This window comes from Komagataeibacter kakiaceti JCM 25156 (assembly GCF_000613305.1).
Genome location: NZ_BAIO01000018.1, coordinates 1 through 18,281 on the forward strand (window position 1 = coordinate 1; position 18,281 = coordinate 18,281).

Genomic DNA, 18,281 nt, shown 5'->3' on the forward strand with positions numbered 1-18,281 from the left:
GAAGCAACCGCCGCGCGGTCTGACGCATGAGCTTCTTTTCGCATTGCTGGAAAGAAGCCATGGAATGCGTAATCGGGAAAGCATCCGGCCATAGAGGTCGGATGCTTTTTTTTGGTGAAGAATTTCACTTTCAAGTATTACTTAAGTAATATATTTAAGATGGTATTTAAATATTAAAGAAGTTTTGGTGAAGCTTTTTCCAAAAAGCTTCAGGAATCGTCGCCTGCGTAAAGAGACGCCGCCCCAGATGTTTTGACTGTTTTTATAAAGCTGTTGTTTTCAAGAACTTCGAATTTCGAAATTCACCCAGTCACATTTCTGCTTATGCAGCCAATTGCTACAATATATTCATTTTCCATTCGGCATATGACAGCATCAATGCGGATGAAAAAGCCAGGAAGCAGACAGGGAAGGGGATGGCGGAGAGGGTGGGATTCGAACCCACGGTACGCTCACACGCACGGCGGTTTTCAAGACCGCTGCCTTCAACCGCTCGGCCACCTCTCCATATCGTCTGTTTAGCTAGGTAATCCGCCGCCGTCTAGATGTTACTCCGCACAAAAACCGCTACATTCATGGGGCTTCTGTGCCGTCTTTTGTGCCGACATGCAGTACCCGGTCCAGTTCATCCGCCGTCAGGGCGGACAGATAGATTTCAGTCGTCTTGACCGATGTGTGGCCCAGATGGCGGCTCAGACGGTAGATGTCTCCACCTGCCTTGAGCCAGCGGATGGCAAAGGCGTGGCGGAGGTCATGGATGCGGAAGCGGGTGAAGGGAATCCCCTTGACCTCACAGCGTGCCGCGACCCGGCGCATGACCTGCCCGTAGTTCGAGGCCGCGTTGCGGTAAGGCTGGCCGTCACGGTTCGGGAACAGGAAGCCGCTGCGAGGTGTCTGTTCCAGTAGTGCTGTGGCGTTTCCGCCAGGCGTGACCCATGCGATCGTGCGGGGCCGACTCGTCTTGGTGCGAAGCAGTCGGATTTGCTGGCGGCCATGATCAACATTGTCAGCCGTCAGGTTCACGGCTTCATTCTCCCGCATGCCGGTCTGTTCCAGCAGGTTGAGAATCGCGGCCATTCCCGGCGGGCAGGCGGCTTTGATGCGCGCCACCGAATCGGGGCAGGGCGGTGTAATCGGGTCGCGCCGTTCGCGGATGATCGTACGGTCAAAGGACAGGGCGGGATTGCTGGTGATCCAGCCCCACGCCACGCAGGCCGACAGCAGGCGGGACAAGGCGGTCAGATCCCGGCGAATCGTGGCGTTGGTCACGCTGCCCGACCGGCCCGATACGAAATTGGAGATCAGGCGGGTGGTAATGTCGCGTACACGGACGCCCTTGAATGTTCCTTCCAGACTACGGATGGAGATGGTGTAACGTCGCATGGTCTGGGCCTTGACCGAGGTTTCCAGCACTTCGGTAATCCAGCGGATGACGGCTTCCTCAAAAAGCTGGTCGCTGTCGCCCGTTACCGCCTCGCGTTCGAGTTCCGTCTTCCATTGCCTGAGCCTTCGGCGCGCTTCCCGCGGGTCAGTCGTGCGTAGGCTGCTTCTATGCTCGCGGCCGGCAATCTGGACCCGCCCCCAATATGTTTTACCCCGAAGGTAGATGTTGGCGTTGGTGCGGCCTGACAAACGCTGGCCTCCTGATTATTGATCCATGCGTGGATCTTGATGGGGTCGAACGTCCAGATCCGGCCGAACTTGGCCGCGCCCGGTATCTGTCCGGCTGCAGCCAGTTTCTGGACCTGACGGGTGGAAAGGGTGGTGATCCGCGCGACATCGGCCAGACGCACCCGCTGCGTGATCTGGGGGATGGTGTCCATGCCGCTATCGCCCTGCTATTTCCGTAGCCACGAGTGCTGCGAGGTATTGCCGTTCCTCAATGGTGGCGCTTGGGTGCAGTGTGGCCCAGCACCGGGCCAGCATGCGGAGTGATTGTGCGATCGTGGGTTCGGTCATGGGGATGTTGCGTGCCTTGCGATCATAGGCATGTGGCTCGGGTTCGAATTCGGGGCGGGGCACTTCATCGCCCATGCTAAGGTCAGTCACGATATTTTCTCCTGCTGGAGCATGAAGGGCGGCAGTCCTTCCCGCACACGCCATGCGTTGATATGGGTCAGCGTGCCCCGGCAGGCGGGCGGCAACCTGTTGGTGCGGGCCCATGCCGTGATTTCCTGCATGGTGGCGCGGATATGGCCTGCTGTTGCCGCCTGCTGGTGGTGGAGCATCTGCAGGGCCGCGATACTGAACGCGCCATCACGCGTGCGGAGGGTGAGGGGCTGCCGGGGCGGGGTGGCTTCCCGCTGTGCTGCCTGCCTGCGGCGTGCTGCTTCGCGCAGGCCTTCGGCATCGGGGTGCGGGTCGTCTTCCTGCAACACGCGGATCAGGCGCTGGTGAATGGAGGTGCCATGCACGCCGAACACCCTGCCGATATCCGTCCAGGTCCGGCCTTCCGCCCGCATGGAGCGGATCAGGGCATCGTCCTGCGGCATGTAGCGACGGTTGAGCTTGCGGGCAGACATTACGCATGGCCCGACGTGTGATGGATGTTGGCAATCGACCGCAGTTCATCGCGGCGGAAGGTAGCGCCATCGGCGATCTGCCGCACGAACCCGACGATTTCTTTATCCGAGTAGCCCTGCTGTGTGTAGCTGCGGACCATGCTTAGCAGGTGGCCCTGCAGGCGCAGGCAGAATGCGGCTTCGTTATCCGCCGCTCCTAGTTCCGCAATCAGTGCACCCATGCCACGGGGCGTGATCGAGATATTGTCGAGATCATCACTCATGCCGCGGCTCCCATGGCCAGCGTATCGCGGGCGAGGGCGGCCAGCATGTTTTCAGCCAAGTCCCGTCCATCAGAATGTTCGAGAAGGTCAGATGCAAACAGGGACAGGGCACGCGCTCGGGCAGCGTTCCCCGCCAGCGTGCGGGCTTCACGCGCTGTAATCCGTTTCATCAAGGCAACGCGTTCAGCATCAAGCGGAGCATTTGCTGCATCTGCCGCTTTGTCTTCCTCAGCCGTATGTGCAGCTTCCACGCGCCGATTATAGAGCGCTTCGATCGCGCAGAAGCGATTGCAGTCATTGATCAGGCAACGTCCGGGCTTATCCCCGACTGCGGGGCAACGGCAGCCAGATGGCGGGCAAGGGCGACCAGATTGTCGGGATCGCCTTCCATTTCACCGCCATGGCGCAGACCACCGTCGTCCTCGATGATCGCCTGCGCCATCGCGGCGAAGCCCTGTAGCGTGGTGGGTTTGCAGAGCATGAGATCGTTGATCTTGTGATCCAGTTCCCCAAACAGTTTATCCATCGCTTCATTGCTGGCTTTGGTATTCGGGGCTTGGGCATATGCTGCGTCAACATGTCGTCCGAACGCCGTGGCCGCCGTCGCCTTCGCTATGATCGACGCATCCCGGCCAGCCGGGGAGGGCAGGTGCCCATCCAGAATGGCCGAAACCAGCATGCGGTGGATGTTGTCCAAAGCGGGGCATTCGTCGCCTTCAGCAGTGGAATTTTCGATCGTGCGGGCAATACGCGCTAGGCTGACCACATCTTCAGCCGAATGGACGGTCTGCTTCTGTGTCGCAGCCACATTGCCCCAATAGTCTATGAGAACCTGCGGGCCGTTATCGAAAGGCCACTCGTCATCGGGGACATTTCCGATCTCGACAAACTGCCGCTCCATCGTATCGGCCAGATCGCGCAGGGCCGATGGCGTGGCTTCGGCTTCGGTGCCGAGGATGCGCTGGATTTCATAAAAAGGGTCCACCGGCGCCAGCGCATCGACATTGATACCGAGGGCAATGAGATGCTTCAGCGTACCGCAGACGCCGCGCTGTAACTGCGTCGTATATTTGTCGATATCCTCGCGGCTGAGGTTGAAGCCCTCCAGCATTCCCAAAGGGTCAATCATGGCGCTCAGGATGGCAGCCACGTCATGCAGGTTGTTGGGCTGCTTCGTGGACATAAGGTCGACGAGAGCGTCGCGCTCCCTGTCATAGCGGCTAAATGAGGCTCCCCTGCAACCTTCTGTCTTTTCCAGCTCATCGAGGATATGACGCACCGTGGCCAACCGCCGCCCGATCTGGGTCGGGGTGGCAAAAGCAGGCAGATCAACCGGAGGCTGAACCGGAGCCGCAGCCTGCTCCAGAACCCGATCAATCTGATCCTCCACAACAAAGGCGGGCGCAGGCGTCTGAACGCACTTCGGGCGTGAGAGAGTTTCGGACATTTTTCGATTTCCTTGAATACTTGTGTCAGGCTGGTAATGGTAGCCAATCAGGATTTATTACTTGTTCAGGGTGGACGGCTCAGGGGAACGGGGTAGGGACCGACCCGCCCTGCACATCCTCGATAATCATGATCCGGCGCTGCACCGGCGGTACGGGCTTGGTGCTGTCCACGGTATCCAGCACCGCATTCTCGGCTGTGCTGAGCAGTTCCCGCGGCGGTCGGGGCAGCCCCGCTTTCATCCATGCCCACGCCCCGGCTGACTTGCCCCACTGGCGCGAAGCCTGCGACATGCGCCGATGCGGGCGTTCAGTTCGGTCGGTTCCATGGTGGCCAGCGTATTGCGTGGCAGCTCCGGCTGCCGGGGCACGCGGAAGTAGCCGGTGACCAGTTCGCGCTGCACCGTCCATGCCAGGTCATCAGTGAAGGACTTCACCAGCATCAGGTAACCGCTTTCGGTCAGCAGGATGATTTCGCCGCGCGCTTTGGCGGAAATCTCCATAATTTTGTACCGACGAATTTCGTCGGCGCAAACGGAGAAGAAATCCGTGCCTTCGATGAAGCGTTTTCGGTTGGCGCGGAAATTACGTCCTGCCGTGTCCTCGGCCCGTTGGTGCAGGGCATCAACCATGCGAAGGTGATAACGCGCTGCCCGCGATATTCCAGAATGGATACCGGCCTGCCATTGATCGTGACGTTGCTCATGCCGCACCTCCTTCATGGCAGAGGGCAGGGGAAGCATCAGCAGGGCTGGTTCGTTTCCCGCCAAGGGTGTGCTCGTTTCGCACACCCTTCTCAGCGCTGCGTGTTTTTCAAGAATATCGACCAGCTCAGTAGTCATGGTCCGGACCCGACCTGCCGCGCGGTCCTCAAGCCACCGCTTGAGGTCTGGCGGTAGGCGAAAGTGAAATCGCGCACCCTCGATCCGTCCGTGTCGTCCTGACATATAAGCCTCTCCCGACTCAGAATGAGTGTCTCACCAGCGTCAGGAGGTATATCGGCCACGGGATTTCCGTGGGTTCAGTCGTTCCGTCTGCAGGTGATGGGCTTAAAGTCTCCTAAAGAGACGAACTTAGTCAAGGAAAAAGTCTCTTAAGGAGACAAATATTACTCATGCCGAATTCACTTCCCTTGTTGATGGCAGAACACAATATGAACATAATCAGAGGAGAGATCGATGGCCGCTACCGAACGAATCATCTTTCAGCCGTATATCTGGGGAAAGCCCAAACGGGGTGGTGCCCAGCTTGAGTCAGGCACGCCTATCGTGTGCCGGTCAGTCGAGGAGGGCAGGCGCAAGACCGATAAGGTCGCTGCAGGCGGCACGTCTATGGCCGGAGCAATCTTGGTCCGTATGGAAGTGGATGAGGATGCCGGGGACTATGGCGAGCCGGAGATCCTTGAGAGCGTGGGGGACGTGCCGGAGATAGAGAAGTAGGCGAAAGAAAACCCTGTCGGAGCAGGGTGAGGTTAATGGTTCGGCATAGTCATGAGAATTCGAAGGACTAAACCACCGATCGCAATAGTGGCTGTGGCGCCCAGCCCCAAGAGCCATTTAACCGCCGAAAGTCCATCTTTCCGGAGATCTTTTATATCAGATCGAAGGTCGCGCAAATCCGACCGTAGATCCTTGAGGGAATCCTTGGTATTTTCTGCAAGTGCTTCCAGTTTTGCAACGCGTGCTTCCATGTCTTTACCATGCCCGTCTCCGTCGCGGGCAGCAAGATCAATCCGCGGCGATGGTTTCTCGTTTTCCTCCCAAATGGCAGAGAACCTTCGTTTTAAATCTTCAGCTTGGTTCATTAGATTCTCCGGAAAAATCTTTGAGGCGATCTACTACTTTTCGCCCTTCTGAAATAATTTCTCTGGCAGAATATCCGTTTTCTGGCATTGGTATAGATTTGTACCCTAAATGTGTTGTTATTTCAGCTAACTGTATTAAGGCAATTGATAAGGATATAGATGTATTTTGACATTGCATTTGAAGTTTATTTACTTGTTCCTTTAGCTTTTCAATATCTTCTTTTTCTGACATTGTGGATGCCCTTAAATATTTTTATAATAACCTATATCCATATTCTGCATAACAATAACTTCCCTTGCTCTGCTACTCTCTCTTGAGAACGAAAGGGAAACAATGGGCGGAAATGCAGCGAAAGACCTACGGGCACTGGGAGATGGGTCAGGCTGCATTGGTATCAATTCTGGCCTTGAGAAGCGCCATCAGACCCATACGCTCTTCCTCGTTCATCGCGCGCCATATCTTGAGAAGGATCCGCTCAAAGTCATCATGAGCAGCATCCTCGGCACTCTGGATTGCAGGAACCGGAAAGCCCGCAAGGTAGTCCAGGGAAACATCGTAATACTGCGCTAAGGCGGTGATCGTCTTGATGCTTCCATCCTTTTTTCCGGCCTCGATGTCGGAAAGATAAGAACGGCTGATCCCCACGGCCTCACCAACGTCAATCTGGTTGAGACCTTTTTCCTCGCGGATATGCCGTAGCCGTGTGCCGATGGTGTCACTCATTGGGACATCATTTCATCATTTCCAAATTAATGTGCCGCCTTAAGAGACGTTTTTGCTTGACGTCTTTAGTCTCTTTAAGAGACATATTGGATATGAAACCAGCAGAACTCATCTCCCGAGCCGGTGGGGCATGCAAACTGTCCCGTGCCCTCGGGATGAAAACGCATTCCGCCGTGTTGAAGTGGAAGACGATACCCGTCCCGCATTTGCTCAAGATCGAGCGGGTGTATGCGATCCCCCGCGAAGAACTCCGCCCGGACCTGTTCGATGGCGTGACGGTTGTGCGGGCCACTGGGCAGCTTGTGCAGGGGAAGGGGGCATGATGATGCGCCCTACTTGGTTGAGCCTTATCGCGACGGCAGTGCTGGCCAGCTACGCGTATGAGAGGGCCCAGATGCAAAAGGGAAGCAAGTTCCCGCTGCATTCTGCTGCGTTTCAGCTCAAGATGTTCTGCAGGCAGTTTTCCATAAGGGAAATCCTTTCGTTAATTGCCATTCGTGGTCTGGTTGCGCTGTGGGTACCTGCCGTGCGGCGCCGACAGGCTGCCAGAGATGTTGCATACGCGATCAACCAGCATCTTTCTTCCGCAGAGCGCTCGTGATGTCGTTCAGTTTTTCATATTCGCCTTCGATCAAAATCGGGTCGTTCATGAATTCTCCCATTTCGTCGCAGGTTCGGCATGCTGCATTATCCAGCAAGGCTACTGCCTGCTCAGCGGGTAATGCGGCAATCAGGCTCAGGACGGCCTGTTCCAGAATGCCCTGCCGAAATGCCAGTAATGCTTGTTCCTGCATGTATGCCGGGCGCTCCATGGTGCTAAAGTCAGGATCTTCGAACCCAGTCTTGACATGGGTCTGGAAGCCTGGTCGGCGTGTGCTTGCGGCTGTTACGTTTGCTCTCGCCTGTTCTGCGCGTTCCCTGATGCCCATCGAATCGTTCCCGGTTGGTGAAGTGAACGCCCTGACTGTGGGCGCGGGCGGTAACGGCGGCAATGCCATGGGTGCCAGTTCCGATCTGCATAGGGGCGCCTGATGTCCTGTGCCATCCTCTCCTTAAACCACCCCGACATGCTGCAGCCCGTGGATAAGCCGGTTCAGCGGCTGGCTTACGACCGGCGCCATGGGAATGGTGGTGACCGGCAGCAGGGTGGGCGACAGGATCGCAGCACTCAGCGCCGTACACAGCTTCGCGGCCTGCACGTACTCATACGCACCGGCCTGGGCGCGCAGTTGCGCCAGTCCCAGCAGGGCCATATCGATGCGCGACAGGGCATCCAGCCCCGTCGCGGCATCGTTCCGTTTTTCAGTTTCCTCCATACGCTCCTTCGTCCTGTTGCTGCTTCCGGCCTCGACAACCGGAATTCTGCATCAGGAGTTGTCCAATGGCGTGGAGTACTTCGTCCAAGCGCGTGGAGCATTTTTGTCCAAGGGGCAAAAATGACAGCCGAAATCGCAGTCAATGAATTCGCCAGTATCGTTACGGAAGCCGTGAAAGCCCGCAGGACCAAGTGCGGGCTGAAGGCGGCCATCCACGATACCGCGCGGCTTCTTGGCCTGACGGAACGGCGGGTCCGCGCTTGTATCTATCGCGAAATCAGGAGTGTCACCGCAGGCGAATGGCTGCGCGTGCGCGCCCGGTTCGCGGCCCACCTGGAGCCGAACAGCGACGACATATCGCTGAGGCCGAATTGCTAAGCGCACGTCTCGATGCGCTCAAGAAAGAGGCTGCATGATCTGGGAATGGTTTTGCCTGAAGATGGCCGCCCGCTGGCGGTCCATCTGTCACATCAACATTCACAATGCCGAAATTGCCAAATGGCGGGCCGAGTTGTGGCACCGGCGCTCGCGCCGATGAGGGGCCACGCACACGACGCCACCATCCCCAATAAAGTTTCCCGGGCGGTCAACATCTCCCGGGCCCAGCGCGGAATACACGCATGAACGTCATTCCCATGCCCCGACGCGGCCATAATAGCCGCCATTCTCCCGAAGATCCCGTCATGCGCGATATGCTCATGCAGGGCGGCCACAAGGCCGATCTCGCCCGCATGTTCATGGCGCGGCAGGAACTTTCCCGCGCCTTTATCGCAGCGGCGCGATCAGCCCCGGATCTTCAGATGATGCGTGAGGAAGCAGCCATGACCGGCAAGGTGCTGGGTTATTTCTGTGATTTTGCGGAGGATGAGCGATGAGCCGCCCCACCCGCAAAAAGCGTTATGGCTGGTCCAAGTTCTGGTGGAAGGACTGGCAGAATGATCTTGCCCTGAAGTCGTGTTCCTACGCCGCGCGTGGCCTGTGGATGGAGATGCTGGCCATCATGCACGCTGCGGATCGCATCGGTTTTTTCGAGATTTCCGGTAGGAAAGTCAGTGAAAAACAGCTTGCAGGACTGACAAACGGAAGCGATCGGGAAGTCAGAAAACTGCTTGCCGAACTCGAAGAAAATGGCGTGTTCAGCGTCGATGAAGATGGCTTCATTTTCTCCCGCCGCATGGTGCGGGACAAGGAAAACTCTGACATTTCGGCTGAACATGGGCGTAAGGGGGGTAATCCCGCACTGGTCCATAATGATGCCGAAAATGACGGGGAGGGGGTTAACCCCCCGGTTAAGGGTCAGGATAAGCCGGGGGATAAACTCAAGAAGCTAGAAGCTAGAAATACCCCTATAGTCCCCTTGCCAGGGGACGAATTTTTCGACGAGGCTGAACGGCCATCCGCCCCCAAACCCAAAACCCGCCATGCCAGCAAACCCCAGCCGGACGAGGCTGCGTTCGAGCAGTTCTGGGCAGCCTATCCGCGGAAGGTGGGCAAGCCCAAGGCGCGCCGGCATTTGCCAAAGCCCTTGGCAGCACCAGCCTCGAAACGCTGCTGGCTGCCATCGCCGTAACGCCGTGGTCGGTCGATCCGACTTACATCCCCCATCCCGCAACCTGGCTCAACAACGAGCGCTGGGCGGATGATGGCGTGCTTTCCGAACCGGCGGCGGATGAGGTGAAATACGACAGGGCAGCCTACGACGACGCGGCCCGGCAATGGGCGAAAAATGGCTACGAGGGCCTGTCACCCCGACCGGAGCATTTCCCGTTGAAGGCGCTGGCCGATGGCTGAGGTGCTGCATTTCGAGCCGAAGGTGCAGGAAACCCCGACCAACGCCCTGGCGGAAGCTGTGTGATCGGGTCAATCCTGCTGAACAACGCGGCCTATGACAGCGTGGCGGACGTGGTGAAGCCGGAGCATTTCTTTCACACCGACATGGCCGAGATGTTCCGGTTGGTGCAGGGTGAAATCAAGGCTGGTCGGCAGGTCTCGCCGGTTACCATCGCGCCGCAAATCCGGTCGAACGAATATCTGGGTGCGGAGTGGCAGGCGAAAAACCTGCCTCGCATCCTCTCCGCCGGTGACGTGCGGATGGCCCGCGAGGCTGCGCGTTCGGTCGCCGCCTGCTGGGTCAAGCGGTCGATCCAGTCCTATGCCGACGAAATGCGGGCACGGGCTGCCAATTCCGAAGCTACGGCCGATGACATCCTGACCGAGGCATTGGAACATCTGGAAGCCCTGTCCAATGGCACTGACGCCAGCAGGCCGACCGTCACGGCGTTTGCAGCCGGGCAGGCATTGATGGAAGAAACGAACAGCCATTGGCAGGCGGGACAGTTCCTGTCCGGGCTGGATACCGGCTTTGCGGAACTGAACAACCGGATTCGCGGCTTTCGTCCGGGCGCGATGTATGTTGTTGCCGCTCGGCCCGGCATTGGCAAATCAGGGCTTGCGCTGTCGCTGGCGGTGCGGATGGCCCAACTGAACGGGCGGGGTCTTTTCTGGTCGGGCGAGATGTCAGCCGAAGAGTTGATGGGGCGTGTCATCGCGGCCAGGGTCCGCATGCCGCTGGATATGGTGCTGACCGGCATGAACGACCGGGCGGCAACGCCGGAGCGGATCAGTCAGCATGACATGGGCCGGATGGTTGATGCTCCATGGCGTTAAAAGACATTCCACTTTCGATTGATGACCGGGAAGGCATCACCGTGGCCCAGTTGCTTGCCCGTGCGCGGCAGTTGAAGCGTTCAAAGCGGGGATTGAAGTTCATCGTGGTGGATTACATGGGCCTGTTGCGCGGTTCCACGGTGGCGCGCCGGTCTGGCAATCGCACGCTGGAAATGACCGAGATCAGCGGAGACCTCGCCCGCATGGCGCGGGAACTGAAGGTGCCCGTTATCGCTTTGTCACAGCTCAACCGACAGTCCGAGAACAGGGAGGACAGGCGGCCTGTCCTGTCCGATCTGCGGGATTCCGGCGCCATTGAACAGGATGCCCGGTGCGTTATGGCGCTCTACCGCGAGGAACACGTCCTGCAAACGCGGATGGGCTCGGATGGGCAACCGGTGCGCAACACGAACGAGACGGATGCGGTGTACGAAAAACGCCGGGTTGCGTTTCTTGACGCGCTCGATCGCTCACGCGGGAAAGCCGAGATCATCGTGCTGAAAAACCGGGGTGGCCGTACAGGCATTGTGGACATGCTGTTTGATGGTCCCACAACGTGGTTCCGTGATGTGAGTGCGGGTGAGCGATCAGAGGCATGGTAAGAAGAAAATCGTACCAGCTTCTGTATCCATATAATAAAATCAGCCTGCAGAAGTTTATTTAAGCTGACCTGTTGAACGAACAGAATAATGCAGGTGGCCATTTCCAGATATTGTTCGGAGCGCAGGCATGTCAGTAATGCAGGACGAAATCTACCATGTCGCAAACTTTCGCTCGATCTCGGCCGCCATGTGCTGTCCGGCCCGCGTGGTGAAGTCCTGCTGGCGCGGGTGCCGTTCCGCATCATGGAAAAGCTGATGCGGCGCGAGGGAGTGATCCAGTCTCAGGATGCAATCACGCAGGCGGTGTGGCCTGACCCGGATGATGAGCCGGACGATCCGGGCCGGGTGATCCGCGAGAAGATCAGCAAATTGCGCGGGGTCATCTGCATGATCGGCATGGATGGCCGGGGGCGTGTGGAAATCCGCAATGAGCGGGAATGTGGGTATTACGTTTCAGTGAGGAAGCAGGGATGAGGCGCAGCGTTACCAATAGCGAGAACGACGCATACGAGAAGATGGTAGCCGGTCTGCGGCACGCCGAGGAAGCCGCGGCGGAACTGGCCATGCACCGCAGCGATCCGATGTTCATGCAGATTGCCACCAATGTGGGGCAGATGCGCGAGCGGATCATCAGGGTCGGGCATATGGCTGCGGTCAAGCGTGTCGGGATGGGGTGATGGCGATTGTCAGCAGGACGGTTGAGCACAATCGGAAAGGCGGATTTGTTTATGTCTGGCGCGTCTTGGGTATTCCCATTCTGTCGATCGAGATGTGAAATCTGATGCACGGCCGTGATACACATGGAACAGGTCAGACGCGCGCGTTTATCGAGGCGTTGCGTAATGCTGGTAACGTGTCTGAAGCATGCCGTCTTTCTGGCATCGGGCGCGTGACAGCATATCGGCTGCGCGAAACCGACCAGTCCTTTGCAGCCGAATGGGACGAAGCGCTGCAGATCGCCATGGACAGCCTGGAACTGGAAGCATGGCGCCGCGGCCGCGACGGTTACGACGAATATGTCACCTGCAAGGATGGGCTGGTTTATGACCAAGAAGGCAATCCGGTCCTGCAACGCCGCTACAGCGACGGCCTGCTGACCACGTTGCTCAAGGCGCACAGGCCGGAGAAATACCGTGACCGTTCGACCGTGGACATGAATGTCAACACGGACATCGCCGCACTGATCGATGAAGGGCGCAAGCGGGCGCGTGGCGGCTGATATTGAAGCGCTACTGGCGGAAGAAATCGCCAGCTACAGCCTCGACCCGCTGGGCTTCGTACTGTTCGCATTCCCATGGGGCAAGGCAGGCACGGACCTTGCCAGTGCGTCGGGCCCGCGCAAATGGCAGCGCGAGATCCTGCAATCGGTCGGTGACCGGCTGAAAGAGGGATACGCGCCCGAACATGTCCTGATGCCGGTGCTGCAGGCGGTCAGTTCGGGCCACGGCATCGGCAAGTCGGCACTGGTGTCTATGCTGATTGCGTGGGCGCTGTGCACCTGCCCGGACACCAAGGTCGTGGTGACGGCTAATACCGAACCCCAGTTGCGCACCAAGACCTTCCCCGAAATCAGCAAGTGGTTCCGGCTGCTGATCTGTTCGCACTGGTTCAAGGTGCATGGCATGTCGATCCATTCCACTCTGCCGGGCCATGACAAGACGTGGCGGGCGGATGCGGTCACGTGGTCCGAGACAAACCTTGAAGCCTTCGCCGGCCTGCACAACGTGGGCCGCCGGATCCTGCTGATCTTCGATGAGGCATCGGGCATCATCGACCGCGTGTGGGAAGTGGCCGAAGGCGCGCTGACTGATGAAGGCACCGAAATCATCTGGTGCGCGTTCGGAAATCCCACGCAGCCAGTTGGCCGGTTCTTCGAATGCTTCAACAAGCAGCGCCACCGCTGGCATGGCAGGCAGATCGACAGCCGGACGGTCGAGGGCACGAACAAGCGGCTGTTCGAGGAATGGGCAACGGCCTATGGCGAGGACAGCGACTTCATGCGCGTGCGTGTGCGTGGCCTGTTCCCGCGGGCCGGGTCCATGCAGTTCATCGGCACGGATGCCATCGAGGCGGCGGCCCGGCGAGATGTGGCGGCCATCCTGTCCGATGCGCTGGTCATTGGCGTGGACGTGGCGCGGTATGGCGATGACCAGTCGGTGATCTTTTTCCGCAAGGGGCGCGATGCCAGGCTGATCCCGCCGATCAAGCTGCGCAATGTGGACACGATGCAGCTTGCCGCGCGCGTGGCGGATGAAGCAGCTCGGTATGGTGCGGATGCGGTGTTTGTCGATGGGGGTGGTGTCGGTGCCGGCGTGGTGGACCGGTGCAGGCAGTTGCGCGTGCGCGGCCTGATGGAAGTGCAGTTCGGTGGCAAATCCGACCGGGTGAATTACGATATCCAGTCCGAAAGCTATGCCAACAAGCGTGCCGAAATGTGGGGCACCATGCGCGCGTGGCTGCAGACCGGCGGCATACCGGATGATGAGGAACTGCGCACCGACCTTGCCGGGCCGTGGTATTTCTTCAACCCGCGCAACGAGATCATCCTTGAGCGCAAGGAAGACATGAAAAAGCGCGGCTTGGCATCACCTGACGTGGGCGATGCGCTGGCGATCACCTTTGCCTATCCCGTGGCGCCATCGCAGTTTTCCGGCAGTCCCGCCGGTCCCGTGGGGCAGCAGCAGGTGCAGGGCGATTACGACCCCTACGCCTGAGACCACACGGTACTAACAAACGGCCCGCACAGGGCTGTCATGGGCATTTTCAAATCTCCGAAGGTCATAACCCCGACGCCCGCGCCGATGGCGGGCCAGACGGTGAACAATACCGTGCAGGGGTTGCAGAACTCGACCACGCAGGCCGCGCGCATGGCGGGCGGCATGGGATCAACCATGCTGACCGGACCATCCGGCCTGAGCCAGACCGCGACGAACGCCCCCAAGACGCTGCTGGGTGGCTGACATGGCGCGCGCCGCACCGTCTGACGATACCAGCCCCGAACAGAAAACCCGTGATGAGATAGATCGCCTGATCGTTCTCATGCGCATGGACCGCTCATCGTGGCGGGAAACGTGGCGCGCGATCACATGGTATATCATGCCCACGCGGGGACGGTATAACAACCTGCTGCCCAACCAGGGATCGCGCGGGCTGCCCAAGGGCACGCAGATCGTGGACCGCACGGCCACCAGGTGCGTGGGCAATCTGGCCGCGTTCCTGATGGCGGGCATCACCAGCCCGGCGCGCGACTGGTTCCAGCTTTCCACCAACAATGACCAGTTGAACGATGACCCGGACGTAAAGCAGTGGCTGGCCATCGTGCAGAAACGGCTGCAGCGCGTGTTTGCCACCGGCAATTTCTACAACGCCATGGCACAGCTTTATGAGGAAATCGCGGGATTCGGCACGGGTGCTGTCATCATCCAGCAGGATTATGATGACGTGGTGCGGTTCTACCCGCTCACCGCTGGCGAATATTTCATCATGCAGAACGCGCGGATGGAAATAGACACGCTGGTGCGTGAGTATGTGCAGAACGTGCGCCAGGTGGTCGGCAAGTTTGGCTATGAAAACTGCTCACCTACGGTGCAGGGCCTGTATGACAGCCGTCAGCTTACGCGGGAAATCCCCGTGGTGCATGCGATCATGCCCAATCTTGACCGCGTGCCGGGCGCGATGGGCTGGCGTGGCGCGCCATATATCGGCGTGTATTACGAATACGGCAACCCCAGCGTGCCGGTTCTGCGCATCGAGGGCTATCCCGAAAAGCCGTTCATCTGCCCGCGCTGGCACGCCGTGTCCAACGATGCGTATGGCCATGGCCCGGCCGAGGATGCGCTGGGGGATGTGAAATCCCTTCAGCTTGCCCAGTTGCGCTGTGCCGAAGTCGTGGACAAGTTCGCACGCCCCCCGATGCAGGCCGACGCCGCGATGCAGAACGGGCTGGTCAGCCTGATCCCCAACGGCATCAATTTCATTCCCGGCCTGAATACCATGGGCAATGGCGCGGGGCTGCGTCCGGTGTATCAGACCAGCCCGGACATTACGCCGCTGGTCGAGCGCATACAGGCATTCCAGGAGGCCATCCGTGTCACGCTGAAGAATGACCTGATCCTGATGGTCAGCCAGATGGACCAGGCGCAGCCCGTCACGGCGGCCGAGATCAACGTGCGCCAGCAGGAAAAGCTGCTGGCCCTTGGCCCGGTGCTGGAGCGGTTTCATAACGAGGCGCTGAACCCGGTCATCAACGTGACGCTGGGCATCATGGAACGTGGCGGCCTGCTACCACCGCGCCCGCAACAGATGGGTGCGGGGCCGCTCAAGGTCAATTACATCTCGGTGCTGGCGCAGGCCCAGCGTGCGACCGAGACCACGGGCATCGAGCAGTTCGTGCGCTTCTGTGGCGGTCTGGTCAGTGTGGACCAGAGCGTGATGGATAACGTGGATCTGGATCAGGCCGTGGACATCTATGGCAACCTGCTCAGCATCAACCAGGCGATCATGCGTGATCCGCAGGCCGTGGCCCAGATGCGCCAGCAGCGTGAATACGCCCAGCAGCAGCAGGCGGCGGCCGAACAGGCCCAGCAGCTTGCGGCGGGGGCGAAGAACCTGTCCGACACGGATGTGGGCGGCGGCCAGAACGCATTGCAGGCCATCATGTCGGGCATTGGGGGAGGGGGCTGATGTATGATCCGCACGATCCCGAACAGGTCCGCGAACGGCGCACGCGGCGCAAGGCCCGGGGCGCAACCGACCAGCTCGATCTCGCATGGGTGGCATCCGACCCGCGCGGCCGGCGCGTGCTGCTGCGCATCCTGAACGAGACGCAGTTCATGGGCGGCTCATTCGTGCCGGGCGACCCGATGGCGACGGCATTTCGCGAAGGCCAGCGCGATATTGGCATCAAGCTGCACACGGTACTAACAAACGCGGGTGAAGGCATCCTGAGCAAGATCCTCATGGAGAGCCTGAACGCGGATGAGTGATGAACCCACAAGTGCTGCTGCGCCTGCTGATGCCCCTGCTGGTGGCGGCGCAACCGACACCCTTATGGGCGGCGGCACGGAAAGCACGACAGCCGAAACGCAGCCGCCTGCGGGCGGAGCGGCGACCGAAGGCGCGGCCCCAAATGGCGAGGGTGCGCCGGAAGGCGGTGAACAGGAAAAGCCTGCCGTCCCGGAGAAATACGAATTCACGCCGCCCGAGGGTTTCAGCGTCGATGAAAAGGCGATGGGCCAGTACGAGGCCGCAGCGCGTGAAGCCGGACTGACGCAGGAACAGTTCAGCGCCATCACGCAGCACGGGCTGCAGTTCGTCCAGCAGCAGATTGAACAGGCCGGGCACGCCCAGCACGAACAGGCGATGAGGTGGCGGCAGGAAGTCCTGTCCGACCGCACGCTATCCGATGGCACCGGCCTGAACCCGGACGCCAAGGCCGCGGCTGATCGCGTGATCCAGTCCTATGGCGGAAAGGATCTGGTGCAGGCGCTGGCCGAGACGGGCGCGGGCAACAACCCCACCGTCATCCGCGCCTTCGTGCAGATCGGCAAGGCGATGGGCCTGGCCGAACCGCCCGACACAGGAAAGCCCGCGCCGGAAAAGCGCAGTGGCAGCAGTTTTGATGACATTGCCCAGCGCCTTTACGGCCAGTCGGCAAAAGCAGGAGCATAACCGGTGGCAACCATTTCCAGCACCACCTGCCTGACGCTGGCCGACTGGGCCGCGCGGCGCGAGGATGGCGAGATCGCGGATATCGTGAACCTGCTGTCCCAGACCAATGAAATCCTTGATGACATGCTGTGGAAGATGGGCAACCTCGCCACCGGCAACAAGACGACCGTGCGCACCGGGCTGCCCGCTGCCACATGGCGTATGCTCAACTACGGTGTGCCGCGCGCCAAGAGCACCACCGCGCAGATCACCGATAGCTGCGGCATGCTGGAAACCTATTCGCTGGTGGACAAGGATCTGGCGAACCTGGAGGGCGACGTGGCCGCCTTCCGCCTGTCCGAGGACATGGCCTTCATTGAAGGCATGAACCAGCAGATGGCGGGCACGCTGTTCTACGGCACCGAGCAGAGCGACCTTCCGGCCTTCACCGGGCTTGCGCCGCGCTACAGCACGGTGGATGCGGCCAAGGCCGCCAACGCCGTCAACGTGATCGACGCGGGCGGACGGGGCACCAGCAACACGTCCATGTGGCTGACCTGCTGGGGCCCGACCACGGCGTTCGGCATTTTCCCCAAGGGGCGCATTGCCGGGCTGCAGCGCAATGACGTGACCACCGACGCGCCGGTGCTGGATGCCAACGGCAACCCGTATCAGGCGTATCAGTCCCATTACAAATGGGATTGCGGGCTGACCGTGCGTGACTGGCGTTACATTGTCCGCATCGCCAACATCGACGTGGACAGCCTGACGGGCGATAGCGCGGCCAACCTGATTTCCATGCTGGTTGCCGCCGTGCACAAGATCCCCACCATGCCGCGTGGCGTGACCAACGTGCAGACCGCGACGCAGGCGACCGGCGGCCAGCCGCTGTCGTGGGGGCGTCCGGCCATCTATGTCAACCGCACGCTCGGCACGGCGCTGGACCTGCAGGCGCTCAACAAGACCAATGTGCTGCTGCAGATGCTGGAATGGGACGGCAAGCCGGTCACGCCCTTCCGTGGCATCCCCATCCGCACCTGCGACCAGATCCTGAACACCGAAGAAACGGTCCAGTAAGGAAACCGCCCAGATGATTATTGACGGACTGCTGCTGTTCAGCAACGCGCAGGACCTGACCGCGCTTGCGGCAGGAATTGCCACGCCCTCGACCAACATTATCGACTTTTCGCAGAACCGTGATTTCGGTCCGACCGGACCGTTCAAGGTGTTTGCCGAATGCGGCACGCTGCCGCTGGCGGACAGCGCGGGAGCAACTGCCACCGCGACCG

The 18,281-nt window shown here is 59.7% G+C and carries 32 protein-coding genes and 1 tRNA gene; 19 read left to right on the plus strand and 14 right to left on the minus strand.

From position 1 onward, the window contains the following. Positions 1–417: 417 nt before the first annotated feature. Both JCM25156_RS02955 and JCM25156_RS02960 read right to left on the minus strand, forming a co-directional pair. Positions 418–507: transfer RNA gene (locus tag JCM25156_RS02955), tRNA-Ser, on the minus strand. A 66-nt stretch (positions 508–573) separates the two neighbouring features. Further along, positions 574–1,632 carry a site-specific integrase gene (locus JCM25156_RS02960; protein ID WP_025812094.1) on the minus strand — a complete coding sequence of 353 codons (1,059 nt, stop codon included), beginning with the start codon at positions 1,630–1,632 and terminating at the stop codon, positions 574–576. Between the two features lie 29 nt (positions 1,633–1,661). On the opposite strand from JCM25156_RS02960, the gene JCM25156_RS02965 reads away from it, so the two are divergent. Further along, on the plus strand, positions 1,662–1,850 hold the full coding sequence (locus tag JCM25156_RS02965; RefSeq protein ID WP_025812095.1) for a hypothetical protein: 189 nt from the start codon (positions 1,662–1,664) through the stop codon (positions 1,848–1,850). Here JCM25156_RS02965 and JCM25156_RS27605 read toward each other — a convergent pair. The 10 genes from JCM25156_RS27605 to JCM25156_RS27005 all read right to left on the minus strand — a co-directional run bounded on the left by JCM25156_RS27605 (position 1,828) and on the right by JCM25156_RS27005 (position 6,758). Next, positions 1,828–2,049 carry a hypothetical protein gene (locus JCM25156_RS27605; RefSeq protein ID WP_148299291.1) on the minus strand — a complete coding sequence of 74 codons (222 nt, stop codon included), beginning with the start codon at positions 2,047–2,049 and terminating at the stop codon, positions 1,828–1,830. The two genes, JCM25156_RS02965 and JCM25156_RS27605, sit on opposite strands and share 23 nt — an antisense overlap. Further along, positions 2,046–2,522, minus strand: coding sequence for a hypothetical protein (locus JCM25156_RS02970; RefSeq protein ID WP_025812096.1), 477 nt, complete (start codon positions 2,520–2,522; stop codon positions 2,046–2,048). Before JCM25156_RS02970 ends, JCM25156_RS27605 begins: the two co-directional genes overlap by 4 nt. Then, entirely contained in the window at positions 2,522–2,785 is a 264-nt protein-coding gene (locus JCM25156_RS02975; protein WP_025812097.1) for a hypothetical protein, read from the minus strand. The genes JCM25156_RS02970 and JCM25156_RS02975 overlap by 1 nt, the downstream gene beginning before the upstream one ends. Then, entirely contained in the window at positions 2,782–2,955 is a 174-nt protein-coding gene (locus tag JCM25156_RS29285) for a hypothetical protein (protein ID WP_159104953.1), read from the minus strand. Before JCM25156_RS29285 ends, JCM25156_RS02975 begins: the two co-directional genes overlap by 4 nt. A gap of 131 nt (positions 2,956–3,086) precedes the next feature. Next, positions 3,087–4,232: a hypothetical protein gene (locus JCM25156_RS02990; RefSeq protein WP_148299292.1), complete on the minus strand. Its 1,146-nt coding sequence runs from the start codon at positions 4,230–4,232 to the stop codon at positions 3,087–3,089. A 79-nt stretch (positions 4,233–4,311) separates the two neighbouring features. Beyond that, positions 4,312–4,524, minus strand: a complete 213-nt coding sequence (locus JCM25156_RS28535; protein ID WP_148299293.1) for a hypothetical protein — start codon at positions 4,522–4,524, stop codon at positions 4,312–4,314. Further along, positions 4,470–5,072 carry an ORF6N domain-containing protein gene (locus JCM25156_RS27000; RefSeq protein WP_051577463.1) on the minus strand — a complete coding sequence of 201 codons (603 nt, stop codon included), beginning with the start codon at positions 5,070–5,072 and terminating at the stop codon, positions 4,470–4,472. The genes JCM25156_RS28535 and JCM25156_RS27000 overlap by 55 nt, the downstream gene beginning before the upstream one ends. A 629-nt stretch (positions 5,073–5,701) precedes the next feature. Then, positions 5,702–6,034 (minus strand): hypothetical protein, encoded by a 333-nt coding sequence (locus JCM25156_RS03010; protein WP_025812100.1) that lies wholly within the window; start codon positions 6,032–6,034, stop codon positions 5,702–5,704. Further along, positions 6,021–6,266, minus strand: a complete 246-nt coding sequence (locus JCM25156_RS28540; RefSeq protein WP_148299294.1) for a hypothetical protein — start codon at positions 6,264–6,266, stop codon at positions 6,021–6,023. The genes JCM25156_RS03010 and JCM25156_RS28540 overlap by 14 nt, the downstream gene beginning before the upstream one ends. Before the next feature lie 147 nt (positions 6,267–6,413). After that, positions 6,414–6,758 (minus strand): helix-turn-helix domain-containing protein, encoded by a 345-nt coding sequence (locus JCM25156_RS27005; RefSeq protein ID WP_051577464.1) that lies wholly within the window; start codon positions 6,756–6,758, stop codon positions 6,414–6,416. Between the two features lie 92 nt (positions 6,759–6,850). On the opposite strand from JCM25156_RS27005, the gene JCM25156_RS28545 reads away from it, so the two are divergent. Further along, on the plus strand, positions 6,851–7,081 hold the full coding sequence (locus JCM25156_RS28545; RefSeq protein ID WP_148299295.1) for a YdaS family helix-turn-helix protein: 231 nt from the start codon (positions 6,851–6,853) through the stop codon (positions 7,079–7,081). After that, positions 7,078–7,359 carry a hypothetical protein gene (locus tag JCM25156_RS28550; RefSeq protein ID WP_148299296.1) on the plus strand — a complete coding sequence of 94 codons (282 nt, stop codon included), beginning with the start codon at positions 7,078–7,080 and terminating at the stop codon, positions 7,357–7,359. The genes JCM25156_RS28545 and JCM25156_RS28550 overlap by 4 nt, the downstream gene beginning before the upstream one ends. On the opposite strand, the gene JCM25156_RS03025 is transcribed toward JCM25156_RS28550, so the two are convergent. Both JCM25156_RS03025 and JCM25156_RS03035 read right to left on the minus strand, forming a co-directional pair. Further along, positions 7,325–7,687 carry a hypothetical protein gene (locus JCM25156_RS03025; RefSeq protein ID WP_148299297.1) on the minus strand — a complete coding sequence of 121 codons (363 nt, stop codon included), beginning with the start codon at positions 7,685–7,687 and terminating at the stop codon, positions 7,325–7,327. The two genes, JCM25156_RS28550 and JCM25156_RS03025, sit on opposite strands and share 35 nt — an antisense overlap. 123 nt (positions 7,688–7,810) lie before the next feature. After that, on the minus strand, positions 7,811–8,074 hold the full coding sequence (locus JCM25156_RS03035; protein WP_025812104.1) for a hypothetical protein: 264 nt from the start codon (positions 8,072–8,074) through the stop codon (positions 7,811–7,813). Positions 8,075–8,194: 120 nt separating this feature from the next. On the opposite strand from JCM25156_RS03035, the gene JCM25156_RS03040 reads away from it, so the two are divergent. From JCM25156_RS03040 to JCM25156_RS21045, 16 genes are all read left to right on the plus strand, one after another. Next, positions 8,195–8,452, plus strand: coding sequence for a hypothetical protein (locus tag JCM25156_RS03040; RefSeq protein ID WP_025812105.1), 258 nt, complete (start codon positions 8,195–8,197; stop codon positions 8,450–8,452). Positions 8,453–8,694: 242 nt separating this feature from the next. Further along, a complete protein-coding gene (locus JCM25156_RS03050) occupies positions 8,695–8,949 on the plus strand; it encodes a hypothetical protein (protein ID WP_148299298.1) in 255 nt (84 codons plus the stop codon). After that, entirely contained in the window at positions 8,946–9,644 is a 699-nt protein-coding gene (locus JCM25156_RS21040) for a hypothetical protein (RefSeq protein ID WP_025812107.1), read from the plus strand. Before JCM25156_RS03050 ends, JCM25156_RS21040 begins: the two co-directional genes overlap by 4 nt. Before the next feature lie 77 nt (positions 9,645–9,721). Beyond that, a complete protein-coding gene (locus JCM25156_RS29290; RefSeq protein ID WP_159104955.1) occupies positions 9,722–9,865 on the plus strand; it encodes a hypothetical protein in 144 nt (47 codons plus the stop codon). 60 nt (positions 9,866–9,925) lie between these two features. Next, positions 9,926–10,741: a DnaB-like helicase C-terminal domain-containing protein gene (locus JCM25156_RS31975; protein ID WP_025812108.1), complete on the plus strand. Its 816-nt coding sequence runs from the start codon at positions 9,926–9,928 to the stop codon at positions 10,739–10,741. Next, positions 10,732–11,343, plus strand: a complete 612-nt coding sequence (locus JCM25156_RS31980) for a DnaB-like helicase C-terminal domain-containing protein (RefSeq protein WP_025812109.1) — start codon at positions 10,732–10,734, stop codon at positions 11,341–11,343. The genes JCM25156_RS31975 and JCM25156_RS31980 overlap by 10 nt, the downstream gene beginning before the upstream one ends. A 93-nt stretch (positions 11,344–11,436) precedes the next feature. Continuing rightward, on the plus strand, positions 11,437–11,817 hold the full coding sequence (locus JCM25156_RS03075) for a winged helix-turn-helix domain-containing protein (protein WP_159104956.1): 381 nt from the start codon (positions 11,437–11,439) through the stop codon (positions 11,815–11,817). After that, positions 11,814–12,020 carry a hypothetical protein gene (locus JCM25156_RS03080; protein WP_025812111.1) on the plus strand — a complete coding sequence of 69 codons (207 nt, stop codon included), beginning with the start codon at positions 11,814–11,816 and terminating at the stop codon, positions 12,018–12,020. Before JCM25156_RS03075 ends, JCM25156_RS03080 begins: the two co-directional genes overlap by 4 nt. 104 nt (positions 12,021–12,124) lie before the next feature. Continuing rightward, positions 12,125–12,562 (plus strand): hypothetical protein, encoded by a 438-nt coding sequence (locus JCM25156_RS03085; protein ID WP_025812112.1) that lies wholly within the window; start codon positions 12,125–12,127, stop codon positions 12,560–12,562. After that, entirely contained in the window at positions 12,552–14,057 is a 1,506-nt protein-coding gene (locus tag JCM25156_RS03090) for a terminase (RefSeq protein WP_242402432.1), read from the plus strand. The genes JCM25156_RS03085 and JCM25156_RS03090 overlap by 11 nt, the downstream gene beginning before the upstream one ends. A gap of 87 nt (positions 14,058–14,144) precedes the next feature. After that, complete coding sequence (locus tag JCM25156_RS29295; RefSeq protein WP_206777849.1) at positions 14,145–14,303, plus strand: hypothetical protein; 159 nt, start codon at positions 14,145–14,147, stop codon at positions 14,301–14,303. A gap of 1 nt (position 14,304) precedes the next feature. After that, positions 14,305–16,026 carry a portal protein gene (locus tag JCM25156_RS03100; protein ID WP_034958242.1) on the plus strand — a complete coding sequence of 574 codons (1,722 nt, stop codon included), beginning with the start codon at positions 14,305–14,307 and terminating at the stop codon, positions 16,024–16,026. Then, entirely contained in the window at positions 16,026–16,328 is a 303-nt protein-coding gene (locus JCM25156_RS03105; RefSeq protein WP_025812116.1) for a Bbp19 family protein, read from the plus strand. The genes JCM25156_RS03100 and JCM25156_RS03105 overlap by 1 nt, the downstream gene beginning before the upstream one ends. After that, positions 16,321–17,013, plus strand: a complete 693-nt coding sequence (locus JCM25156_RS03110; RefSeq protein WP_148299299.1) for a hypothetical protein — start codon at positions 16,321–16,323, stop codon at positions 17,011–17,013. The genes JCM25156_RS03105 and JCM25156_RS03110 overlap by 8 nt, the downstream gene beginning before the upstream one ends. 3 nt (positions 17,014–17,016) lie before the next feature. Next, positions 17,017–18,069: a major capsid protein gene (locus JCM25156_RS03115; protein ID WP_242402433.1), complete on the plus strand. Its 1,053-nt coding sequence runs from the start codon at positions 17,017–17,019 to the stop codon at positions 18,067–18,069. Between the two features lie 13 nt (positions 18,070–18,082). Next, a partial coding sequence (locus JCM25156_RS21045) for a hypothetical protein (RefSeq protein WP_034958244.1) occupies positions 18,083–18,281 on the plus strand: 199 nt, incomplete at its 3' end.